Origin of the sequence: Hymenobacter sp. HSC-4F20 (assembly GCF_019599275.1) — a bacterium.
Classification (GTDB): Bacteria; Bacteroidota; Bacteroidia; order Cytophagales; family Hymenobacteraceae; genus Hymenobacter.
Genome location: NZ_JAHZTD010000003.1, coordinates 223,875 through 242,686, shown reverse-complemented (window position 1 = coordinate 242,686; position 18,812 = coordinate 223,875). Strand labels below are relative to the sequence as shown.

Here is an 18,812-nt window from a genome sequence, read left to right as displayed (position 1 = left end):
CCCAATGAATATTCTGTACGGAGTGCCCGGCGAGGGGCTGGGCCACGCCACCCGCAGCAAGGTAGTACTTGCGCATTTGCTCAGCCAGGGCCATACCGTGCGTGTAGTCAGCAGCTCACGGGCCTACCACATGCTGGCGGCCAACTTCCCGGGCCTCGTCCACGAAATCCGGGGCTTTCACCTGGCTTACCGGGAACTGACCGTGTCCAAGGCGCGCACGGCCGCCCTGACGCTACGCTCGGCCCCGGACAACCTGCGCGTGAATTTCCGCAAGTATCAGGAGCTGCTTGGCGGCTTTGAGCCCGAGGTGGTAATTTCCGACTTCGAGTCGTTCAGCTTTCTGTTTGCCAAGTGGAAGGGAGTGCCCGTTATTAGCATTGATAACATGCAGATTATCAGCCGGGCACAGCTGGACGTACAGGTGCCACCCGCGGAGCGCGGTAACCTGCAGCTGGCCCGGCAGATCGTGCGGGCCAAGCTGCCGCGCAGCCACCACTACCTCATTACTACCTTCTTCCGTCTGCCCGTCATTAAGGAGCGCACCACGCTGGTGCCGCCCATTCTGCGGCCCGAGGTGCTGGCTTTGCAGCCTACCCGCGGCCAGCACGTGCTGGTGTACCAGTCGGCCACTACCCAGCGCGACCTGGTGGCGCAGCTGCAGCAGCTACCCGGCCAGGAGTTCCGGGTGTACGGGTTCAACAAGGCAGAAGACCACGGCAACGTGCAGTTGCGCGCCTTTAGCGAGCAGGGCTTTCTCGACGACTTGGCCAGTGCCCGGGCCGTGGTAACCAACGGCGGCTTTTCCCTGATCAGCGAAGCCGTGTACCTGCGCAAGCCCATCTGCGCCGTACCCATTCCGGCCCAGTTCGAGCAGTTCCTGAACGCGGCGGAAGTAGAGAAGCTGGGCTACGGCCGCCACTTTGCGGCCCTCACCCCCGACAACCTGAAAGCCTTTCTCTACGACCTGAGCGGCTTTGAGGCCGCCCTGCGTACGTACGAGCAGCGTGGCAACGAGGAGCTCTTCGCGGCTTTGGAGGAAGTGCTGGCCGGAGTAGGTGGGTAGGGGCGCTGGTGGGGCGGCCACCGGAAGTGGGGAGACCCAGGCGGGACGGGCGGCCCCGGCCCGCCTGGGTTTTCAGCATCAGGACTGATTTTCCGGCGCGGCCAGCCAAGCTTGTATTTCCGCTAGGCGGGCTTGCTTTTCCGTTTCGCGCCGGTGCAGGGCGCTGGGTGTCCAGTAGTGGTGCGCCGTCAGGAACTGCACCTGAATCTGGTTCCAGGCCCGCTCATCCGCCACTGGGCTCCGCACCCGCAGCTCCTCGAACAGCGTTCGGCTGATGGGCCAGAAGTCGGAGCGGCCGAGGTAGTCCAGGTCGGCGTCGCAGAGGAGGCGGGCCAGCAAGCAAGCGCCCGGGTTCTGGGGCACCTGCGTGGCCATGATGCAGGTGCAAATTACTTCTATGTGGGCAGCAGAGTACCCAAAGCCCGGCAGTACCTGCCGGACCACTTCACAGCCGGCGGCCTCGTGGCCCTGGTAGGTGGTAAGGAAACCGGCGTCGTGGTAGAGCGCCGCCGTGCGCAGAAGCAGGAGTTGCTCCAGGTCGCGGAGGCCTTCTGCGGCGGCCAGCGCCTGGGCTTGCGCCAGCACGTCGAGGGTGTGGTGGGGCCCGTGGTAGGTAAGGGAGGGCGGCAGCTCGTGGTGCAGCCGGTGGAGGAGGTAGGCTTCGGCGCGGGGGTAGTCCATGGCGGCGGGGCAGGGGTAGGGTTCTGTAAGTACACGAAAAATCCGGCACCGTGCGGCGGCTAGCCCTATCTTGCAGCTTCTCGCTCCAAGCTTCCTTTCTCGAATGACACTACTTGCGCGTTGGCAGCAGCTACTAGGCATCCGGCCCGAGGAAGGCCGGACGGTAGGGCTGTTCTTTCTGCACAACTTCCTGCTGGGTATCGGCACCATTCTCGTGTACGTGTCGGCCAATGTGCTGCTGCTCGAAAACCACCCGGAGCGCAACTTGCCCCTGGCTTACGGGGTAGCCGCCCTGCTGATGATGGCGGCTGGCAAGGTGTATGCCCACTTCGAGCACCACCTGGGCCTGCAGCGGGTGGCCGTGCGGGTGCTGCTGGCGGTGGTGGTGCTCACGGCGGTGCTGGGTGTACTCGTGGCGGTGGGACACTCGGTGCTGGCAGCCATTGCCATCATGGCCGGTTACCGCGTCATCTACCTGCTCACCAACCTGGAATTCTGGGGCGTGTCGGCGGTGGTGTTTGATGTACGCCAGAGCCGTCGGCTGTTCAGCGTTATCAGCTCCGGCGACATGCCCGCCAAGGCCCTCGGGGCCGTGCTGGCTATTCTGATTCACCACCACACCGAGTTGCTCTGGCTGCTGCTTACGGCCTTCGGGGCGTACCTGGGCGCCTTGCTGGTATTGCAAGCCACGGGCCGCTCCCATCTGGTCGAGGCCCGCTCGGCGGCGCGGGCGTTGCGCGCCGAAACCGTGGCCCCGCGGCTGCAGCGGTGGTTTGGCTCCAGTCGCCTGGTGCTGACCATGTGCCTGAGTATGCTGGCCATTGCGGCCGTTACCACGGGGGTAGAGTACTCCTTCTTTGTGAACGTAAAGCACCGCTTCCACGACCAGGCCCTGGTTATGCGCTACCTGGGCAGCGTGCTGGCCGTTACTTACCTGCTAGCCTTGGTGTTCAAGCTTCTGCTCACCAGCCAGACCCTCGACCGGATTGGGTTCCGCGGAACGTTGCTGGCCTTACCGGCTACTATTCTGGTGGGGCTGGGGCTGTTTGGGGTGTTTCAGTCCCGGGGCCCCAACGACGGGATGATGCTGTACTTCTGCGCCCTGTTTCTGGCGTTGGAAGTGCTGCGCCGAGCCGTATTCGACCCCGTTTTTCTGGTGCTCTTCCAGCCCCTGCCGGCCCACGAGCGGCTGCAAGCGCACACGCTGGCCAAGGGCGTCTACGAGCCCCTGGGCATGGCCCTGGCCGGGGTGCTGTTGTTTGTAGTACACGGCTGGCTAGAGCTGGGAGCCGACATCACGTTTGCGTGGATGGCGGCCCTGACGCTGGGGGCGCTATTGCTGCTCTACCGCACCTACGGCCACTACCTCGCCGAGCTGCAGCACGCCGTCAGCCGCCGGTTTTCTGCCCCCGAGGCAGCTCCCGCGCCATCTTCCAACGGCCATACCTCAGCCGCTGCCAACGAAAACGTTGACGCGGCAACCCTCCAGCAACTTCTTTCCGAACTAACCGATAAGACAACCCGGGCCGCCGCTACCGAGCGGCTGGTGCACCTGGGCGAAGCAGCCCTGCCGGCCCTGACCGAGGCGCTGCGCACCAGTGCCAACGAAGCCATTGTGCGGCGGGCAGCTTACGTGTGCGGGCAGGTGCGCCGGCCCGCCAGTCGGCGCATTCTGGTCGAGCTGGCGCGGCAACCGGGGCTCCTGCGGCGGGAGGCGGCCCTGCGCGCCCTGCGCAATTTCGAGCCGGAGCCAACCGATGCAGCTGTTTTTCACGACTTGGTGCAGCAGGAGCTGCGGCTGGCCCAGCACCTGCTGCACGGCCAGGCCACCACGGCCAGCGCGCCGCTGCGGGCGGGCCTAGAGTACGAGCTGAGCCGCAGTCAGCAGCGGCTGTTCGGGCTCTTGCTTCAGCTCTACCCCCCGCAGCTTATTGCCGATGCCCAGCGCGGCGTGCAGCACGCCGCGCGCGAGCGGCAGGCCAATGCTCTGGAAGTGCTCGATAACCTGATTGCGCGGTCCGTGTACCAGGCGCTGCAAACCTTGCTCGACGTGGCTCCCGCCGCCGAGAAAACCCGCCGTCTCGATGCCCTGCTCGGTAACCTGCCCCAGGCCGTAGCCATCGTGCACAGCATTGTGGAGCAGGGTGAAGAAACCTACTCCGACTGGACCCTGAGCGTGGCACTCCGGCAGTGGCAGCCCACTCCTTACACCATTAACCGGGTGCTACCCCACTTGCGCAGCCTCAGCCCGCTGGTGCGGGAGGCTGCATTTGTTGTGTTGGAACAGTTCGCCCGCAACGCCCCCGAGGGCTACCAGCACCTGCTGGCGGCCCAGCCCACGTTAGCTACTCTCACCATGAACCACCACGCATCCACCTCCCATCTATCAGCCCAGGAGCGGGTTTTACTGCTTAAAAACACCGCGCTGTTTGCAGCTACCCCCGAGAACGTGCTCAGCAGCATTGTGCCCATCATGAAGGAGGTAGCGTTCGACGACGGCCAGCAGATTTTCGCCAAAGGCGACCTGGGTGCCTCCCTGTTTATCGTGCACGAGGGGGAGGTGGGCATCTTCACCGGCGCCCAGCAGTTGGCCACTTTCCGCTCGGGCGACTTTTTCGGGGAGCTGGCTCTGCTCGACGCCGAGCCCCGCTCGGCCACGGCCGTAGCCCACGGCCCGGTTGTCGCCTTCCGCCTCGATCAAGAGGATTTCTACGATGTAATGGAAGAGCGTAGCGAGGTACTACGTAATATCATGCGCGTACTCTGCCAACGCCTGCGCCGTCAGAACGAGATGGTAAATCGGTGAGGAAGCAAGGGGAGGGCCCGGCACGACAACGCCTTTGCCGTAGCCACTGTACTACCCTTACTAAAATGCAAGAAGCCCGTACCTGCAGCGCTGAGGGTACGGGCTTCTTGCATTTTATAGGCGTGTCGCGGCAGTAGGGAGTGGCGCCGATACGGGCTTGGTGTGCCGCCTACTCCCTCACCGCTCCACCGCTACGCTACCACCTCGTAAATCATTACGGGTTGGGCCTTGTTCTTGAGCGTTACTTCCTTAATGGGCTTGCACTGAAACGACTCTTTCAGGCGCTGATAAGTAGCTTCCGTGATGATAATCTGCCCGGGCTGAGCCACAGACTGTAGGCGCTGGCTCACGTTTACGTTGTCGCCGATGACGGTGTAGTCCAGGCGTTTAAGGGAGGCCGAGCCGATGTTGCCGGACACCATTTCGCCGGTATTGATGCCGATGCTGACCTGAGGCTGGTAGGGCTTGCCGTTGGGCAGGGTGTGCTGGTTGGCCTGCACCACCGCGCGCACGGCCAGGGCCGCGTCCACGGCCCGGTCGAGGTGGTACTCGCCCCGAAACACGGCCATAACCGCGTCGCCCATGAACTTGTCGATGTAGCCGCCCTGGGCAATAACCTCCTTCACCATCTGGTCGAAGTACGTATTAAGCATACCGACGACCTCGGCCGGCGGCAGCACCTCCGACAGCGACGTGAAGCCGCAGATGTCAATAAACACCACCGTGGCTTCTACCAGCTCGCTGGCCATTAAGGTACTCTCGAAGCCGGGCTTGCCCACAAAGTTCAGCACCGTTTCGTCGACGTACATTTTCAGGATGTTGTTTTCCTGGATGGCCCGCAGGGTTTGGCGCAGCTGCTGCACGTGGGCGGCCGTCTTGTCCATGGTAAGTTCCAGATCCTGAAAGTCCACGGGCTTGGTCACGAAGTCAAAGGCCCCGCGGTTCATGGCCGTGCGGATGTTCTGCATGTCGCCGTAGGCTGATACCATCACGGTTTTCAGCACGGGGTTGGCTTCCTGCAGCTTGGTGAGCAGCGTCAGCCCGTCCATCACGGGCATGTTGATGTCGGAGAGGATGATGTCCAGATCGGGCGTTTTCTGCACCGTGTCCAGGGCTTCCTGCCCGTTGCTGGCAAACACGAATTCGTACACATTCTCCCGGATTTTACGCCGGAATTTCTGCTTGATGAGTAGCTCCAGGTCCGCCTCATCATCCACGACGAGAATCTTAGTTTTCATGGGTGGCAAGCTGGAGAAGTTTGTCTTTGAGGGCGGTAAAGTCCACGGGCTTGGTCAGGAAGTCGTTGGCCCCGAGCTGCAGGGCCTCGGCGCGGCTGTCGGCGTCGCCGTAGGCAGTAATCATCATGACCTGGGGCGAAGGGGGCGGGGGCGCGGCATACTCTTGCTTGATGCGCTTGAGCAGTTCCAGCCCGCTCATGCCCGGCATATTGATGTCGGAAAGAATCAGCACGACCTCGGAGGCGTGCTCGTGCAGGTAGCGAAGCGCCTCTTCGCCCGAGTAGGCAAAGGAAAACGAGAACTGGCCGTTGCGGATTTCCCGGCGGAAACGCTGCTCGAACAGCGTGCGCACGTCGGTTTCGTCATCGACAACAAGTATTTTCATGGGAAATTGCGCGAATAGAGTGTGGAAGGAAGCGGGGCAGGCGACGGAATACTAGGCGGGTAGGGTAATGCTAAACTCTGTACCGCTGCCTTCGGTGGTTTCCACCGTCAGGGTGCCACCGTGGCCTTTCGTGACGATATCATAGCTCAGGGAAAGGCCCAGGCCGGTGCCTTCGCCCGTGGGTTTGGTGGTGAAAAAAGGTTGGAAAATCTTTTCTACGACGGCCTGCGGAATACCGGTGCCGTTGTCGCATACCCGCACTTCTACTTCCCCGTCAGGCAGGGCCCGCGTGCGCACCGTAACGGTCGGCACGTAGCCGGGCTGATTCAGTTCTTTGCGCTTTTGCACGGCGTAAAAGGCATTGGTAAACAGGTTCAGCAGCACCCGCCCCAGGTCCTGCGACACGGCTTCCACGGTGCCCAGATTGGGGTCGAAGTGAGTAGAGAGAGTAGCGTTAAAGGTTTTATCCTTGGCGCGCAGGCCGTGGTAGGCCAGGCGCAGGTACTCGTCGGCCAGCAGGTTGAGATTGGTAGGCTGCCGCTCGCCGGTGCTGGCGCGGGAGTGTTCCAGCATCCCGCGCACGATGCTGGCGGCCCGCTGCCCGTGGTGGGTAATCTTGAGCAGGTTTTGTTTCAGGTCGCCGAGCAGTTCAGCCTCCAGCTGTGGGTCACGGTTGGGGTTCTGCTGCTCCTCCTCCAACTCTGCCACCAGCTCGGCGCTGACGTCGGAAAAGTTCGTCACGAAGTTGAGCGGATTCTGAATCTCGTGGGCAATGCCAGCGGTCAGCTCGCCCAGTGAAGCCATCTTTTCGGCCTGAATAAGCTGGTTCTGGGTGGTTTTGAGTTCGGTCAGGGCGTCGCGCAGCTCCTCGGCCTGCTGGGTCAGAATGGCCGTGCGCTCGGCTACCAGGCGCTCCAACTCGGCGTTTTGGGCGGCAATGAGCTGCTTGGCTTTTTCTTCTTCCTCGCGTTCCAGGCGCTCTTTCTCCAGGTGCCGTTTCTGGCTGCGGGCAATGAATACGGAAGTAAACAGCCAGATAAAGGAAAAGCCTTTCGACGTGTCAAAAGCCTCGTCGTAGTCCTGCAGCAGGCGCGTGCTGGAGAGCAGCAGCTCCAGGGTGGAAAACAAGATAAAGGGTAGTAGCCCCAACAACAGCGTGCGCGCCGGCCGGTAGGCACGCAGCAGCCCCAGCAGCCCGGCCGTAACGAGCAGCACCAGCAGCAGGTATGCCTCATCCAACTGGTCTGACTTCCAGCCCAAGACCCGGTCGGTGAGAAACAGCAGTACGCCCGGCACCCAAATCCAGGTCAGCGCCTGGTTCAGGCGCGGTAGGCGAGTAGGCAAGTCCAGAAACTTGCGTAGCATCCGCACGAGGGCCACCGCCATTAGAACAGTGAAAAACACTTCTGCGTTGAGGTTCATGGGTGAAGGAAAGGGCTGGTATACAGGCGGCCAGCACGCAGTACGGCTGGTGGCTGGGAGGTTAGGGGGCCGGGTCTTCCTTGCGGTCGGCCAGCAGTTTAGGCAGAGGAATGGACAGAATCAGCACGGGGTTGCTGGTGCTGCGCGGCCGGTTGGGCCCGGTCAGGGTTTTGAGCTTGCCTTTTTCCTTGGAACGCAGAATACCCGTGTACTCACCCAGCAGTCCTACCACAGTAGGTAGGGTTACGCGCACTACCAGCTCTTTCTGCGGGGAAGCGGGCGAAGTGGTTGTCCGGGTCTGCGCCTGACTTCTCAGGGCAGTGAGTACCAGTAGGAAAGCTAATGGATAAAATCTGGCCCTGGACATACGCTGGTGCTTGCTGCCGTAAAGATGCTATTATAAAGCAGTTTCCCCACACCCGCGCGCAAATGCGCTGATTTCTGCAGAGCGGGTATCCGCCAGCAGAGTAGATGGCGGAACGCCCAGGGTAGTTGCTTACGGCAGCAATTTCTACCTTAGACCAACCATGACCTACTCTGCCCAGTGTCGGGCTGCCATGCTGGCGGTTGCCGGCAGCGCCCTGCTTTCTGCCTGCGCCTCCCAGCCAAAACCAGCCGCCACCCGAGCCTTCGCCAACCACTTCGCCGCCGACAGTGTGCTGCGCCGCATTGCCACCAGCCAGGATGAGCGCCGCACCGCCGCGCTGCTTCCCTACCTCAGCAGTTCCCAGCCCCAGTACCGCCGGGCCGCGGCGGAGGCCCTGGCCTCGGTGCAGGATAAGGCGGCTACTACGCCCTTGCTGGCCCGGCTGCGGGAAGACCCCGATGCGGCCGTGCGGCGGGCCGCCGCCTATGCCCTCGGGCAAACCGCCGACTCCACCGCCGAAGCAGGGCTGGTGCAGCGCAGCAGCGTGGAGCCCGATGGGGTAGTGCGGCGCTACGTACTGGAAGCCCTGGGACGCTGCACGTCCCGGGCCGGGCTGGCTATGCTCGCGCGGCTGCCCCCCGCCCTGGCCACCGACACGGCCGCGCTGAGTGGGCAGGCCTGGGGCCTGTACCGGGCTAGCTTACGGGGGGTAACCTCGGAAGCGGCCGTTGGGCGGCTGGTGCAGCTGCTAGGCCGCGGCAACCCGATGAGCGCCCGGCTGGCCGCGGCCAACGCCCTGGCTCGTACGCGCGGCCTGAACCTGACGCCCTATGCCGCCGCTATTAGCGCCGCCGCCCAACAGGACCCGCACTATGCTGTTCGGAGCGGTGCCGTGGCGGCACTGGGCAAAGCTGCGGGGGCCGCTGCCGTGCCGGGGCACCTGGCCCTGCTCTCCCGCCGCGACCCTGACTACCGGGTGCGGGTAAGCGCTCTGCGGGCAATGAACGCCGGCATGTACGCCCCGGTAAAGGAAGCTGCCTGGGATGCTCTTACCGATACCAACGCCCAGGTTGCCCTGGCGGCCGCGGAGTTCTTCCTGCTCCATGCCACCCGGGAGCCTGGTGCCTCTTTTCTGGAAAAAGCCAACCGCCTCCCGCAGTGGCGGGTACGGGCTACTCTGCTGGCGGCGGCCCTGCGCCAGGCTAGCCCCGAGCAGGCGGCCATCCGACGGGCTGTTCAGGAGCGGTATACCGCAGCCCCCGACCCCTACGAGAAAGGCTATTTGCTCAAGGCCCTCGGCGAAGACCCCGCCACCTTTAGTTTTGTGCAGGAGGCTACCTTCGCGCCCAATCAGCCCGTCGTGATTGGCACCTACGGCATGGAAGCGCTGATAGCGATGGGCCGCTCGCCCGGCTTTCCAAAGGCAAGTTACCCCGAGTTGGCGCTGGCCCTGCGCCGCGGGGTGCTCAGCCGCGACGTAGCTTTAATAGGCACCGCTGCCGAAGCTATCCGCGACCCGAAACTACAGTTGCACCAGTGGCTGCCCAACCCGGACTTTCTGGTGCAGGCCCGCAACCAACTTACCTTGCCCCGCGACTTGGAGGCCTGGCAATCCTTGCAGCAGACTATTGACTATGTGCAGCACCGTCCGGCTACCACTACGCCCGTAGCGGCCGCCGCTACCCATCCCATCGACTGGGAACTGGTGCGCACTATTCCGGTCGGGCAGCGAGTAGCCGTTCGCACGGATAAAGGCGACATTATTCTGCGGCTGCTGGTGGAGCAGGCACCGGGCTCCGTGGCCAGCTTTGTGACGCTTACCCGCCAAGGCTTCTACAATGGCAAAAACTTTCACCGCGTAGTACCCAACTTTGTGGCCCAGGGCGGCTGCCCGCGCGGCGACGGTTGGGGCAGCTCCGACTATAACCTGCGCTCCGAGTTTGCCGACCTGCGCTATGGGGAAGGAGCCGTGGGCCTGGCCTCGGCGGGCAAGGACACGGAAAGCTGTCAGTGGTTTATCACCCACGCTCCCACGCCCCACCTCGACGGCCGTTACACCATTTTTGCGCAGGTAGTGCAGGGCATGGAGGTTGTCAGCCGCCTCGACATTGGGGACCGAATTGAGCGGGTGGAGTTATTGCCGTAAACGCGCCCGCCACAGGCGTTTCGCACTGCTCGAAAAAGGCAGGCCCCCGGTTTCTCTACTTCTGAGCTATAGTCCAGGCTTCCGATCCGCTTACCTTATACACAACGGCCCCAGCTACATTGCCTTAGTAGCTGGGGCCGTTGTGTATGAAATGGGAAGTAAACTTATTCTTCGTCGCGGCCGTGGGCCTGGGCGGGCGGCGTGGTGGCTTCAACGGCGGAAAAGGCTTCCAGAATCTTATAGGTGTGGGAAGCACCTTTCGGCACTACCCAGGAGTTGCCGGGCTCCAGTACTACCATCTGGCCTTCCAGGTGTAGCTCAGCCCGGCCTTTCAGCACGTAGCCTACCGTTTCGTAGGGGCGGGACGAGGGCTCTTTCGGTTCGCCGGGCTGCTCGTCTTCCCACAAGCGCATGGCCACGTGCACGCCGGAAGCCAAATATTTTTCGCCCTCGGCGCCGGTGGGGGAGAAGCGGGAATCAACTTTGGTGATGGTGGTATCAGCCATATAGTAGGAAGTAAAGTGAAGAGGTGCTTGCTCCTGAACCTAACGCGACGGAGCAAGGACAGGTTACCTCAGTGCCCGAATCCTAAACCTTCCGCGGGCAACGGTGGTTGGGAAAAGTCGCGGCCGTTTTATCTTCCGCCCTTTCGCCCACTGTCAGGGCTTCTGCTTTGCTCATGTTTCCTGCTAACCACACTTTTATCCAGGCCCTGACGCAGGCTCACCTGCAAACGGCCACTCCACTACCCGCCGCCGCGTTCTGCCACCTGGCCGAGCAGCTGCTGGACCTGCTTTTCCCGGAGCGCTCTGCCCGGCCCTTGCGCAACCCCGATGCCGTGGCTGCTACCCTCGACCAGCTCCAGAACGACCTGACTGCCCTGCTCCGGACGGTACCCGCCGCCCCACCGGCTGCGGAGTTAGCAGCCGCCCTGATGCAAGGTTTGCCGGCTCTGCGCGCCACCTTGCTGCAGGATGCTGCAGCCATTGTAGCGGCCGACCCCGCCGCCCAGGGCCTGGCGGAGGTAGTGGCTTCCTATCCCGGATTCTACGCCATTGCCATGCACCGTTTCGCGCACGGGCTGCACCAGCGCGGGGTACCGCGCGTACCCCGCATTCTGAGTGAGTACGCGCATCAGCGTACGGGTATCGATATTCACCCCGGGGCCCGCATCGGGCCATCTTTCTGCATCGACCACGGTACTGGTCTGGTAATTGGCGAAACCTGCATAATCGGGGCGCACGTCAAGATTTTTCAGGGCGTAACGCTGGGTGCGCTGAGTGTGGCCAAGCACCTGCAGGGTATCAAGCGCCACCCTACCATTGAAGATTACGTGGTGATTTACGCCGGAGCTACTATTTTGGGCGGTAGTACTACGGTAGGTAGCCATAGCATTATTGGGGGCAATGTCTGGCTGACGGAAAGTGTGCCCTCGCACTCCCGGGTATATCATCAGGCTCACATCCACGTTACCCGCTCTCAGGACCCCACCGAAGATATTACGTTTTCCATTTAAGTTGTTCTGACACCCTTCGCCGTCTGCTCCGGCCCGACGGTGCAGGCCTTTCTTCTTTGTTCTCTTATTTCTCCACCATCATGAAAGCCACATCCATTCTGGATACCATCGGCAATACGCCATTGCTGCGCCTCAATAAGCTATTCGCCCACCGCCCCGACGTAGAAGTGTGGGTGAAGCTAGAGCGCGCCAACCCCGGCGGCAGCATCAAAGACCGGATTGCCCTGAGCATGATTGAACAGGCCGAGCGAGACGGTATTCTGACCTCTGACAGTCTGATTGTAGAGCCTACCTCGGGCAACACAGGGGTAGGGTTGGCTATGGTAGCGGCCGTAAAAGGGTATAAGCTAACGCTGGTAATGCCCGAGAGCATGAGCATTGAGCGCCGCCGCCTGATGGCCGCCTACGGCGCCAACCTAGAGCTGACCCCCCGGGAGAAGGGTATGAAAGGGGCTATTGAAAAAGCCCACGAACTGGTGCGAGACACCCCCGGCGCTTGGATGCCCATGCAGTTCAGTAACCCCGCCAACATCAAAGTGCACGCCGAAACCACGGCCCAGGAAATTCTGCGCGATGCCCCCGAAGGCTTCGACTTTCATATTACCGGGGTAGGCACCGGAGGCCACATCACGGCTGTAACGGAAGTCCTAAAGCCGCATTTTCCTCAGATGAAGACCTTCGCCGTGGAGCCCGAGCTTTCCCCCGTCATTAGCGGGGGAGTCCCTGGTCCACATCCTATTCAGGGCATCGGTGCCGGCTTTATCCCCGACAACCTGCACACCGACATCCTAGATGGTACTATTCAGGTCAGCCAGCAGGAAGCATTTGAGTATGCCCGCCGTGCTGCGCGCGAGGAAGGTCTGTTTGTAGGAGTTTCTTCCGGAGCCTCCCTGGCCGCGGTGGCTAAAAAGCTCGGTGAAGTTCCGGAAGGGGGCCGTGTGCTTACTTTCTGCTATGATACCGGTGAGCGGTACCTTTCAGTAGAAGGGTTGTTTGTGTAAGGGGTAGCACGTCTCTATAAAACCCCAAAGGCCACTCTCGGTGCTTACTGAGAGTGGCCTTTGGGGTTTTATGTACTTAGCGGGCAAACGGGGTATTAACAAAAAAGCCTGACTTTTCGGTCAGGCTTTTTTAACGAGAGTGGAGAATATCGGAGTCGAACCGATGACCTCTTGCATGCCATGCAAGCGCTCTAGCCAGCTGAGCTAATCCCCCGTTTTTGATAACCCATTCGCCGGTTGCGTTTGGTGTGACAAAAGTACTGCGGCTTTTCGAATCTGCAAGTTTTTGCCTCAAAAAAAGTGAAAAATATTTTCAATTACCGCATAAAAAAAGTGGGCTGACACTATCGTCAGCCCACTTTTTAGAACCTAAACCATTGGTTTAGTTGAAGATGTAGCGCAGGCCGATCTGGCCCTGCCAGCGGGAACCAATACCACCGGTATCGTTACGGAAAGTCTGTGACAGCGGCACACCCGGAGTCACCGTCGTCGTGCCATTCACGGTCGTCGAGGTGGGGTTAGTCAGGTAACGGTATTCAAATACCGGCTGACCCTGCTGGTTGTAACCAGAGAACGTGAGCGGGTTGGTGCGGTTCGTAGTCTGGAACACACCCCAGTCGCTGTTGATCAGGTTGCCGATGTTGAAGACGTCGATGCTCAGCTGCAGCGAGTTGCGGTTCTCACCGATGTTGGTGAAGATGTCCTGCAGCAGACGAGCGTCGAGGCGGTTCTGCCACGGACGAACGGCTCCGTTACGCTCAGCGTACTCACCACGGTGCTTGCTCAGGTACTTGTCCTGGTTGATGTATGCATCCAGGTCAGCCCACTGCTGTGCTGCGCTGTAGGTTACCCCGTTGGTGGTTACCGGGCGCAGATTGATTTCGCTCTGGTTGCGCGGGATGTACATCAGGTCATTCGACGTCTGATTGTCCCCGTTCATGTCACCCGAGTATACGTAGGAGAAACGACCGGCCGGAGCAGCTTCGTAGAACAGCGAGAGGGTAGTAGCCAAGTGCCCCAAGTACTCCTTGCGGTACGACACCGAACCAATCACGCGGTGCTGCTGCAGGAAGTTCGAGTAGCTGAGGGCTTCCGCATTCGGGTCACCGGATACGGCACGGTCACGCCAGATAGACTGTGCAATCGAGCCGCCGTCGTTTACCGAACGAGCGTCCGAGTAGGTGTAAGCAGCACTCAGGTACAGGCCGCTGCTGAACGATTTCTGCAACTGCGCGGTAACGGCATACGAATACCCCTTGTTGGTGTTCTTCATCAGGATGGCGTCGCTGATGTTGGGGTTAGCCGCCGTAGCGCCACCACGACCACCGTAAATCTGGTAGTTACGAGTAGCAGTTACCAAGCCAGCATTGGCACCGGTCTGGGGAGCACCGAAGGTGTAGAAGATCGGCCGGGTGTCTGCGCCGTTGGAACGGGCGAAAGGAGCTTCTTCGCTGCCCGGCAGGTTCACGTTCTGGTGGTACACTGCGTTAATGTCGCGGGTGTAGAATGCTTCCAGAGTACCAATGATGCCACCAATCAGCTGCTGGTCAACGGCCAGGTTGCTGCGCCATACCTGCGGGAACTTGAAGTTCTCATCCGTTACGGCCAGGTTGTAGGCCGTGTTAGCCGCTGCATTCTGCGGGCGGTAAGCATCTACGTTCGGGCTGAAGGGGTAGATGGACGCGTTGGGGTTTGTTACTCCGGCGCTGTTGGTAGTAGCTACTGAGCCCGAAGTGCTGAACGAGCCGAACTGCACCCCGTTGTTGCTGGCCTGGTTTGACAACCATACGAACGGTACACGGCCCGTAAAGATACCCGTACCACCGCGTACCTGCGTTTTCTTGTCGTCGTTTACATCCCAGTTGAAACCAACGCGGGGCGAGAACAGAACCTGCTTCTTGGGCAGCTGGCTGGTATTAATTTTTACCCCGTCGCGGAAGGTCAGGTTAGCTGCATTCGTGTTCTGCTGCAGATCTGACGTCACGAAAGGCAAGTCAGCCCGTACCCCGTAAGTTACCCGTAGGTTGTTACGCGGCGACCATTCGTCCTGGGCATACAGGCCAAGCTGAGCAGCCGTGATATCAGCGTAGGGGAACTCACCGCCCGGCAGAGCCGAGTACTGCAGGTTGTAGCGAGCCGGACCGGGGCGGGTGGCCCCGGCAGCCAGCGGGGTATAGGTACCGGTAGCCCGGTCGTAGTTGAAACCAGCCGAAGCGTAGAAGTCTTCGAGCGAGTTGAACGAATAGTTACCGTAGTAGTTGGGAGCGAAGCCGTTCCGGAACTTGTAGAATTCGTTGTAGGTACCAACCGTTACGTTGTGCTTACCCAGGTAAGCGGTAAAGTTGTCACCGAACTGGTACACATCCGAGTTCAGGATGTTGAAAGCCGAGAAGGGCTCGTAGCCAAACGAAGTCAGCGAGTTAGAGGCCGTGATACCATTCAGAGCGGCACCTGTGCTGCGACCGATGCCAGTACCAATGTCAACCAGCGGGAAAATACCACCGCTGCTTTCGCGGAAGTCGCGGAAGGCCGAGTAGCCAGCCGTCAGGTTGTTTGAGAAGCGGCCGCCGCCGAAGGTGCTGTTTAATTCAGCAATCAGCGAGTTCAGGTTGTTGTTGATCGTGTAGTACGACGACGAGAACGGCAAACCGAACTGCGACTGAGAGCGTTGGTTGTTGATAGCGCCTGAGGTGCTCGGCGGAATATCAGAGTACGACTTCAGGAAGTTATACTTGATGTTGAAGCGGTGGTTCTGGCTGATGTTCCAGTCAAGCTTCGCCGTAATCTTGTCGCTGTTGGAGCGCAGCTGGTAGTTTTCATACTCCCCAGCGTTGTAACCATACTGCTCCTGCAGGAAGTTGCGCAGCGCATTGAGGTCACGAGCCGAGGCGGCCGAAGTCTGCGAGCCAGCAGCGGGCGGCGTGTCGGCGCGGTTAGCGGTGAAGTTACCCGTGGGCGGATCGTTACGACGTTCCCGCTCTCCGTTTACGAAGAAGAACAGCTTGTCCTTAATGATTGGGCCACCTACGCGGAAGCCTTCATTATGCAGGCGGAACTTGGGGTAATCTTGCTCGAAGTCGCCTACTTTGCTACCTACCAGGTTCTGGTCGCGGTAGAAGCCGTAGATGGAGCCCGAGAATTTGTTGGTGCCGGAGCGGGTTACTACGTTAATACCAGCACCCGTAAAGGAGCCCTGACGAACGTCGAAAGGAGCGATGCTCACCTGAATCTGGTCGATAGCGTCCAGCGAGATGGGCTGAGCACCGGCCTGACCACCTACCGTCGACGACAGGCCGAAGGCATTGTTGAAGATGGCACCATCAACCGTAATGTTGTTGAAGCTACCGCTACGGCCACCAAAGCTTTGACCATTTGCCTGCGGGGTCAAACGGGTGAAATCGTTTAGCGAACGGTTCAGAGTGGGCAGACGCTCAATCTGCTCACGTTGTACTGTAGTGGCAGCACCCGTCCGGCCGGCGTTGATAACCGGATCTTGACGGCCGCTTACTACTACTTCGCCCAGTACCTGCTCCGATTCGCTCAGGTTGATGTCAAGACGCAGGTTCTGGCCCAGCGTCAGGAAGATGTTTTCCCGCACAGCTTCCTTGTAGCCCACAAAAGTAATCCGTATGGTATACGGACCACCCACCCGCATATTCTGCAGGTTAAATCGACCCTCCGAGTTGGTCGGCGCCACGTACTGCGTGTTAGTCGGGGTGTGCACGGCAATTACTGTAGCTCCGGGCAAGCCCTCGCCAGCCTTATCGGTAATAACACCGTTCATGGCTGAAGTGGTGGTACCCTGCGCCCAGCTTACGTGCGCCGCCAGGACTGCCAAAGGCGCCAGCATCACGGAGGCGTAAAGGTTGTTTCTCATAAATGAGGGGGGATTGATGAAAAAAGTGTGCTGAGAAAAAGCGGCGCAAAACTACGGCTTCCAAAACCTGATTGTGTTACGCCAGTGTTATGAAATCTAGAACGTCAGAGGCCAAGAGCCCTGCAAAGGTAAGGGGGAAATTCACAATCTTGGTCGTACTGCCTTAATGAATCTGCTTAGGTAGTAATCGGTTTCCAAAGCATTTTCTATTACACCTAACGAACTGGAAGAGTGAATGAACTGAACACTTTCCGCCGAAGCTTCCGTAATTAAACCTACGTGCGTAATGGTAGCACTGCCAGGTGAAGCTCCGAAAAATACCAAATCGCCTGCTCGCAAATCCTGGGGCCGTACGGGCTCACCCCACAGAGCCTGCTCGTTGCTGGAGCGCGGAATGGCTACGTTGATGGCCGCAAAAGATTCCAATAGAAGGCCCGAGCAATCCATGCCCTGCCGGGTTGTACCGCCAAACTTATAGGGGGTACCTTGGAATGAGCGCGCTGTCTCAATAACTACTGCCATCTGGCGCGGAACGTTTGCGGGCAATGGACGGGCTGGCGCCGGCCGGCGTACTACACTCTTGGCTTTTCCCGTGGCGGTTGATGTCTTAACCTTTGATTTAACCGTAGGCGCGGCAACACTGCGCCGCCGGTTGGCTGCTTTCATGCGCGCCATGTCGCGGGCCGAATAGTAACGGCCGTTTCGGTAATTTACTTTGCTGGTGCTGCTACAAGCCGCCAGCCAACTTCCCAAGACCAACAGTAAGATAGCTAACAGGGGCCGCTGCCACTGCGCCGAATGCTGTACCTTCGTAACGTGTTCCCGCATCGGAACAAAGATAAGCGACGCTGTCATTTCACTCCTCTATATATGGAATATCAAGTTTTGACTCCCGCCCTGGTGGCTGAATTTGAAGCCGTTGTTGGAACCCAGCACGTGCTTACCGCGCATCGGGTGGAGGCGGATGTGTATGCTACTTATGGGCGTGACCATACGGAAGACCTGCACTTTGCTCCTGAGGTGGTAGTGCGTCCCGCTAACGCAGAGGAAGTAAGTGCCATTGTGCGCCTCTGCCACGAGCACCGGATTCCGGTGACGGCCCGTGGGGCAGGAACTGGCCTGAGCGGGGGGGCTCTGCCTATTCACAACGGGTTGGTTTTGAGTACCGAGCGGCTTAATCGCATCCTGCAAATTGACGAGCGCAACCTACAGGCTACTGTGGAGCCCGGAGTAGTAAATGAGGTGTTTCAGAATGCCGTAAAGGAGGTAGGCTTGTTCTACCCTCCCGACCCGGCTAGTAAGGGCAGCTGTTTTCTGGGTGGCAACCTGGCTCACAGCAGCGGCGGGCCTAAAGCCGTGAAATATGGTACTACGCGCGACTACGTGCTGAACCTGCAGGTAGTGCTGCCTACGGGCGAAATCATCTGGACGGCGGCTAATACTTTGAAAAACTCCACCGGCTACAATCTCACGCAGCTGATGGTAGGTTCGGAAGGAACGCTTGGGATTATTACTAAGGTGGTGTTCCGCTTGCTGCCATATCCGCAGCACAACATTCTGATGCTGGTGCCCTTCCGCCAGGAAGCCCAGGCAGCCGAGGCCGTCTCGGCTGTATTTCGGGCCGGAATTGTCCCCTCCGGCATGGAATTCATGGAGCGGGAAGCTATAGCGTGGTCATCGGACTACCTGAAAATTCCGCTCGCCCTGCCAGACGATATTATGGCGCACCTGCTTATTGAATTGGATGGCCAGGATCTGGAACAGCTATATAAAGAGGCTGAGCAGGTGTATGCCGTGTTGGAGCACTATGACGTAGGAGAAATCTTACTTGCCGACACGGCTACCCAGAAAGAGGAACTCTGGAAAATACGACGCAACATTGGCAATTCTGTGCGGTACAACTCGGTCTACAAAGAGGAGGACACTGTAGTACCCCGCGCCGAGCTACCAATGCTTCTCAAAGGCGTAAAGGAAATTGGCGCGCGCTACGGCTTCAAGAGCGTGTGCTACGGCCACGCCGGCGACGGCAATTTGCACGTGAATATCATTCGGGGTGAGCTAACGGACGAGCAGTGGAATGTAGGCCTGCGCCAACCCATCACGGAGATTTTCGAACTGTGCGTGAAACTGGGGGGCACTATCTCGGGAGAGCATGGCATCGGGCTGGTGCAAAAAGGATACGTCGGTATCGCCCTGAAAGAAGCCAACCTCAACCTGATGCGCGGTATCAAGCAGGTGTTTGACCCGCACGGCATTATGAATCCCGGCAAGATCTTCTGAGTACGGATAATTGCAGCTACAAACGTATTA

The 18,812-nt window shown here is 59.9% G+C and carries 14 protein-coding genes and 1 tRNA gene; 6 read left to right on the top strand and 9 right to left on the bottom strand.

From position 1 onward, the window contains the following. The first annotated feature begins 4 nt into the window (after positions 1-4). Entirely contained in the window at positions 5-1,063 is a 1,059-nt protein-coding gene (locus tag K3G63_RS17065) for an MJ1255/VC2487 family glycosyltransferase (protein WP_220615335.1), read from the top strand. A gap of 78 nt (positions 1,064-1,141) precedes the next feature. On the opposite strand, the gene K3G63_RS17060 is transcribed toward K3G63_RS17065, so the two are convergent. Then, complete coding sequence (locus tag K3G63_RS17060) at positions 1,142-1,744, bottom strand: HD domain-containing protein (RefSeq protein WP_220615334.1); 603 nt, start codon at positions 1,742-1,744, stop codon at positions 1,142-1,144. 103 nt (positions 1,745-1,847) lie between these two features. Here K3G63_RS17060 and K3G63_RS17055 point away from each other — a divergent pair, with 103 nt between their 5' ends. Further along, the gene (locus K3G63_RS17055; RefSeq protein ID WP_220615333.1) at positions 1,848-4,550 is read left to right on the top strand and encodes a cyclic nucleotide-binding domain-containing protein; all 2,703 of its coding nucleotides are present in this window, start codon (positions 1,848-1,850) and stop codon (positions 4,548-4,550) included. Between the two features lie 191 nt (positions 4,551-4,741). Here K3G63_RS17055 and K3G63_RS17050 read toward each other — a convergent pair whose 3' ends face one another. The 4 genes from K3G63_RS17050 to K3G63_RS17035 all read right to left on the bottom strand — a co-directional run bounded on the left by K3G63_RS17050 (position 4,742) and on the right by K3G63_RS17035 (position 7,962). Beyond that, positions 4,742-5,788 carry an adenylate/guanylate cyclase domain-containing protein gene (locus K3G63_RS17050; RefSeq protein WP_220615332.1) on the bottom strand — a complete coding sequence of 349 codons (1,047 nt, stop codon included), beginning with the start codon at positions 5,786-5,788 and terminating at the stop codon, positions 4,742-4,744. After that, on the bottom strand, positions 5,778-6,173 hold the full coding sequence (locus tag K3G63_RS17045; RefSeq protein WP_220615331.1) for a response regulator: 396 nt from the start codon (positions 6,171-6,173) through the stop codon (positions 5,778-5,780). The genes K3G63_RS17050 and K3G63_RS17045 overlap by 11 nt, the downstream gene beginning before the upstream one ends. A 51-nt stretch (positions 6,174-6,224) precedes the next feature. After that, positions 6,225-7,595, bottom strand: coding sequence for a sensor histidine kinase (locus tag K3G63_RS17040; RefSeq protein ID WP_220615330.1), 1,371 nt, complete (start codon positions 7,593-7,595; stop codon positions 6,225-6,227). Between the two features lie 61 nt (positions 7,596-7,656). Next, positions 7,657-7,962, bottom strand: coding sequence for a hypothetical protein (locus K3G63_RS17035; RefSeq protein WP_220615329.1), 306 nt, complete (start codon positions 7,960-7,962; stop codon positions 7,657-7,659). A 160-nt stretch (positions 7,963-8,122) separates the two neighbouring features. Here K3G63_RS17035 and K3G63_RS17030 point away from each other — a divergent pair, with 160 nt between their 5' ends. After that, positions 8,123-10,108 carry a peptidylprolyl isomerase gene (locus K3G63_RS17030; RefSeq protein ID WP_220615328.1) on the top strand — a complete coding sequence of 662 codons (1,986 nt, stop codon included), beginning with the start codon at positions 8,123-8,125 and terminating at the stop codon, positions 10,106-10,108. A 164-nt stretch (positions 10,109-10,272) separates the two neighbouring features. Here the strand turns inward: K3G63_RS17030 and K3G63_RS17025 are convergent, their stop codons facing one another. Next, a complete protein-coding gene (locus K3G63_RS17025) occupies positions 10,273-10,614 on the bottom strand; it encodes a cupin domain-containing protein (protein ID WP_220615327.1) in 342 nt (113 codons plus the stop codon). A 173-nt stretch (positions 10,615-10,787) separates the two neighbouring features. Here K3G63_RS17025 and K3G63_RS17020 point away from each other — a divergent pair, with 173 nt between their 5' ends. After that, positions 10,788-11,624, top strand: coding sequence for a serine O-acetyltransferase (locus K3G63_RS17020; protein ID WP_220615326.1), 837 nt, complete (start codon positions 10,788-10,790; stop codon positions 11,622-11,624). A gap of 80 nt (positions 11,625-11,704) precedes the next feature. Continuing rightward, entirely contained in the window at positions 11,705-12,625 is a 921-nt protein-coding gene (gene cysK, locus K3G63_RS17015) for a cysteine synthase A (RefSeq protein ID WP_220615325.1), read from the top strand. 140 nt (positions 12,626-12,765) lie between these two features. Here the strand turns inward: cysK and K3G63_RS17010 are convergent. The 3 genes from K3G63_RS17010 to K3G63_RS17000 form a co-directional block, all read right to left on the bottom strand. After that, positions 12,766-12,839 (bottom strand) — tRNA-Ala (locus K3G63_RS17010). Between the two features lie 168 nt (positions 12,840-13,007). Next, positions 13,008-16,502, bottom strand: coding sequence for a TonB-dependent receptor (locus K3G63_RS17005; protein WP_259404537.1), 3,495 nt, complete (start codon positions 16,500-16,502; stop codon positions 13,008-13,010). A gap of 141 nt (positions 16,503-16,643) precedes the next feature. Next, positions 16,644-17,330 carry a C40 family peptidase gene (locus K3G63_RS17000; RefSeq protein WP_259404536.1) on the bottom strand — a complete coding sequence of 229 codons (687 nt, stop codon included), beginning with the start codon at positions 17,328-17,330 and terminating at the stop codon, positions 16,644-16,646. A gap of 42 nt (positions 17,331-17,372) precedes the next feature. On the opposite strand from K3G63_RS17000, the gene K3G63_RS16995 reads away from it, so the two are divergent. After that, positions 17,373-18,782, top strand: coding sequence for an FAD-binding oxidoreductase (locus K3G63_RS16995; protein WP_220615324.1), 1,410 nt, complete (start codon positions 17,373-17,375; stop codon positions 18,780-18,782). Positions 18,783-18,812 lie beyond the last annotated feature (30 nt).

Excerpts from the sequence above, each read along its gene's own strand:
- K3G63_RS17065 (WP_220615335.1), top strand. The coding sequence starts at position 5 with ATGAATATTCTGTACGGAGTGCCCGGCGAGGGGCTGGGCCACGCCACC.
- K3G63_RS17060 (WP_220615334.1), bottom strand. The coding sequence starts at position 1,744 with ATGGACTACCCCCGCGCCGAAGCCTACCTCCTCCACCGGCTGCACCAC.
- K3G63_RS17055 (WP_220615333.1), top strand. The coding sequence starts at position 1,848 with ATGACACTACTTGCGCGTTGGCAGCAGCTACTAGGCATCCGGCCCGAG.
- K3G63_RS17050 (WP_220615332.1), bottom strand. The coding sequence starts at position 5,788 with ATGAAAACTAAGATTCTCGTCGTGGATGATGAGGCGGACCTGGAGCTA.
- K3G63_RS17045 (WP_220615331.1), bottom strand. The coding sequence starts at position 6,173 with ATGAAAATACTTGTTGTCGATGACGAAACCGACGTGCGCACGCTGTTC.
- K3G63_RS17040 (WP_220615330.1), bottom strand. The coding sequence starts at position 7,595 with ATGAACCTCAACGCAGAAGTGTTTTTCACTGTTCTAATGGCGGTGGCC.
- K3G63_RS17035 (WP_220615329.1), bottom strand. The coding sequence starts at position 7,962 with ATGTCCAGGGCCAGATTTTATCCATTAGCTTTCCTACTGGTACTCACT.
- K3G63_RS17030 (WP_220615328.1), top strand. The coding sequence starts at position 8,123 with ATGACCTACTCTGCCCAGTGTCGGGCTGCCATGCTGGCGGTTGCCGGC.
- K3G63_RS17025 (WP_220615327.1), bottom strand. The coding sequence starts at position 10,614 with ATGGCTGATACCACCATCACCAAAGTTGATTCCCGCTTCTCCCCCACC.
- K3G63_RS17020 (WP_220615326.1), top strand. The coding sequence starts at position 10,788 with ATGTTTCCTGCTAACCACACTTTTATCCAGGCCCTGACGCAGGCTCAC.
- cysK (WP_220615325.1), top strand. The coding sequence starts at position 11,705 with ATGAAAGCCACATCCATTCTGGATACCATCGGCAATACGCCATTGCTG.
- K3G63_RS17005 (WP_259404537.1), bottom strand. The coding sequence starts at position 16,502 with ATGAGAAACAACCTTTACGCCTCCGTGATGCTGGCGCCTTTGGCAGTC.
- K3G63_RS17000 (WP_259404536.1), bottom strand. The coding sequence starts at position 17,330 with ATGCGGGAACACGTTACGAAGGTACAGCATTCGGCGCAGTGGCAGCGG.
- K3G63_RS16995 (WP_220615324.1), top strand. The coding sequence starts at position 17,373 with ATGGAATATCAAGTTTTGACTCCCGCCCTGGTGGCTGAATTTGAAGCC.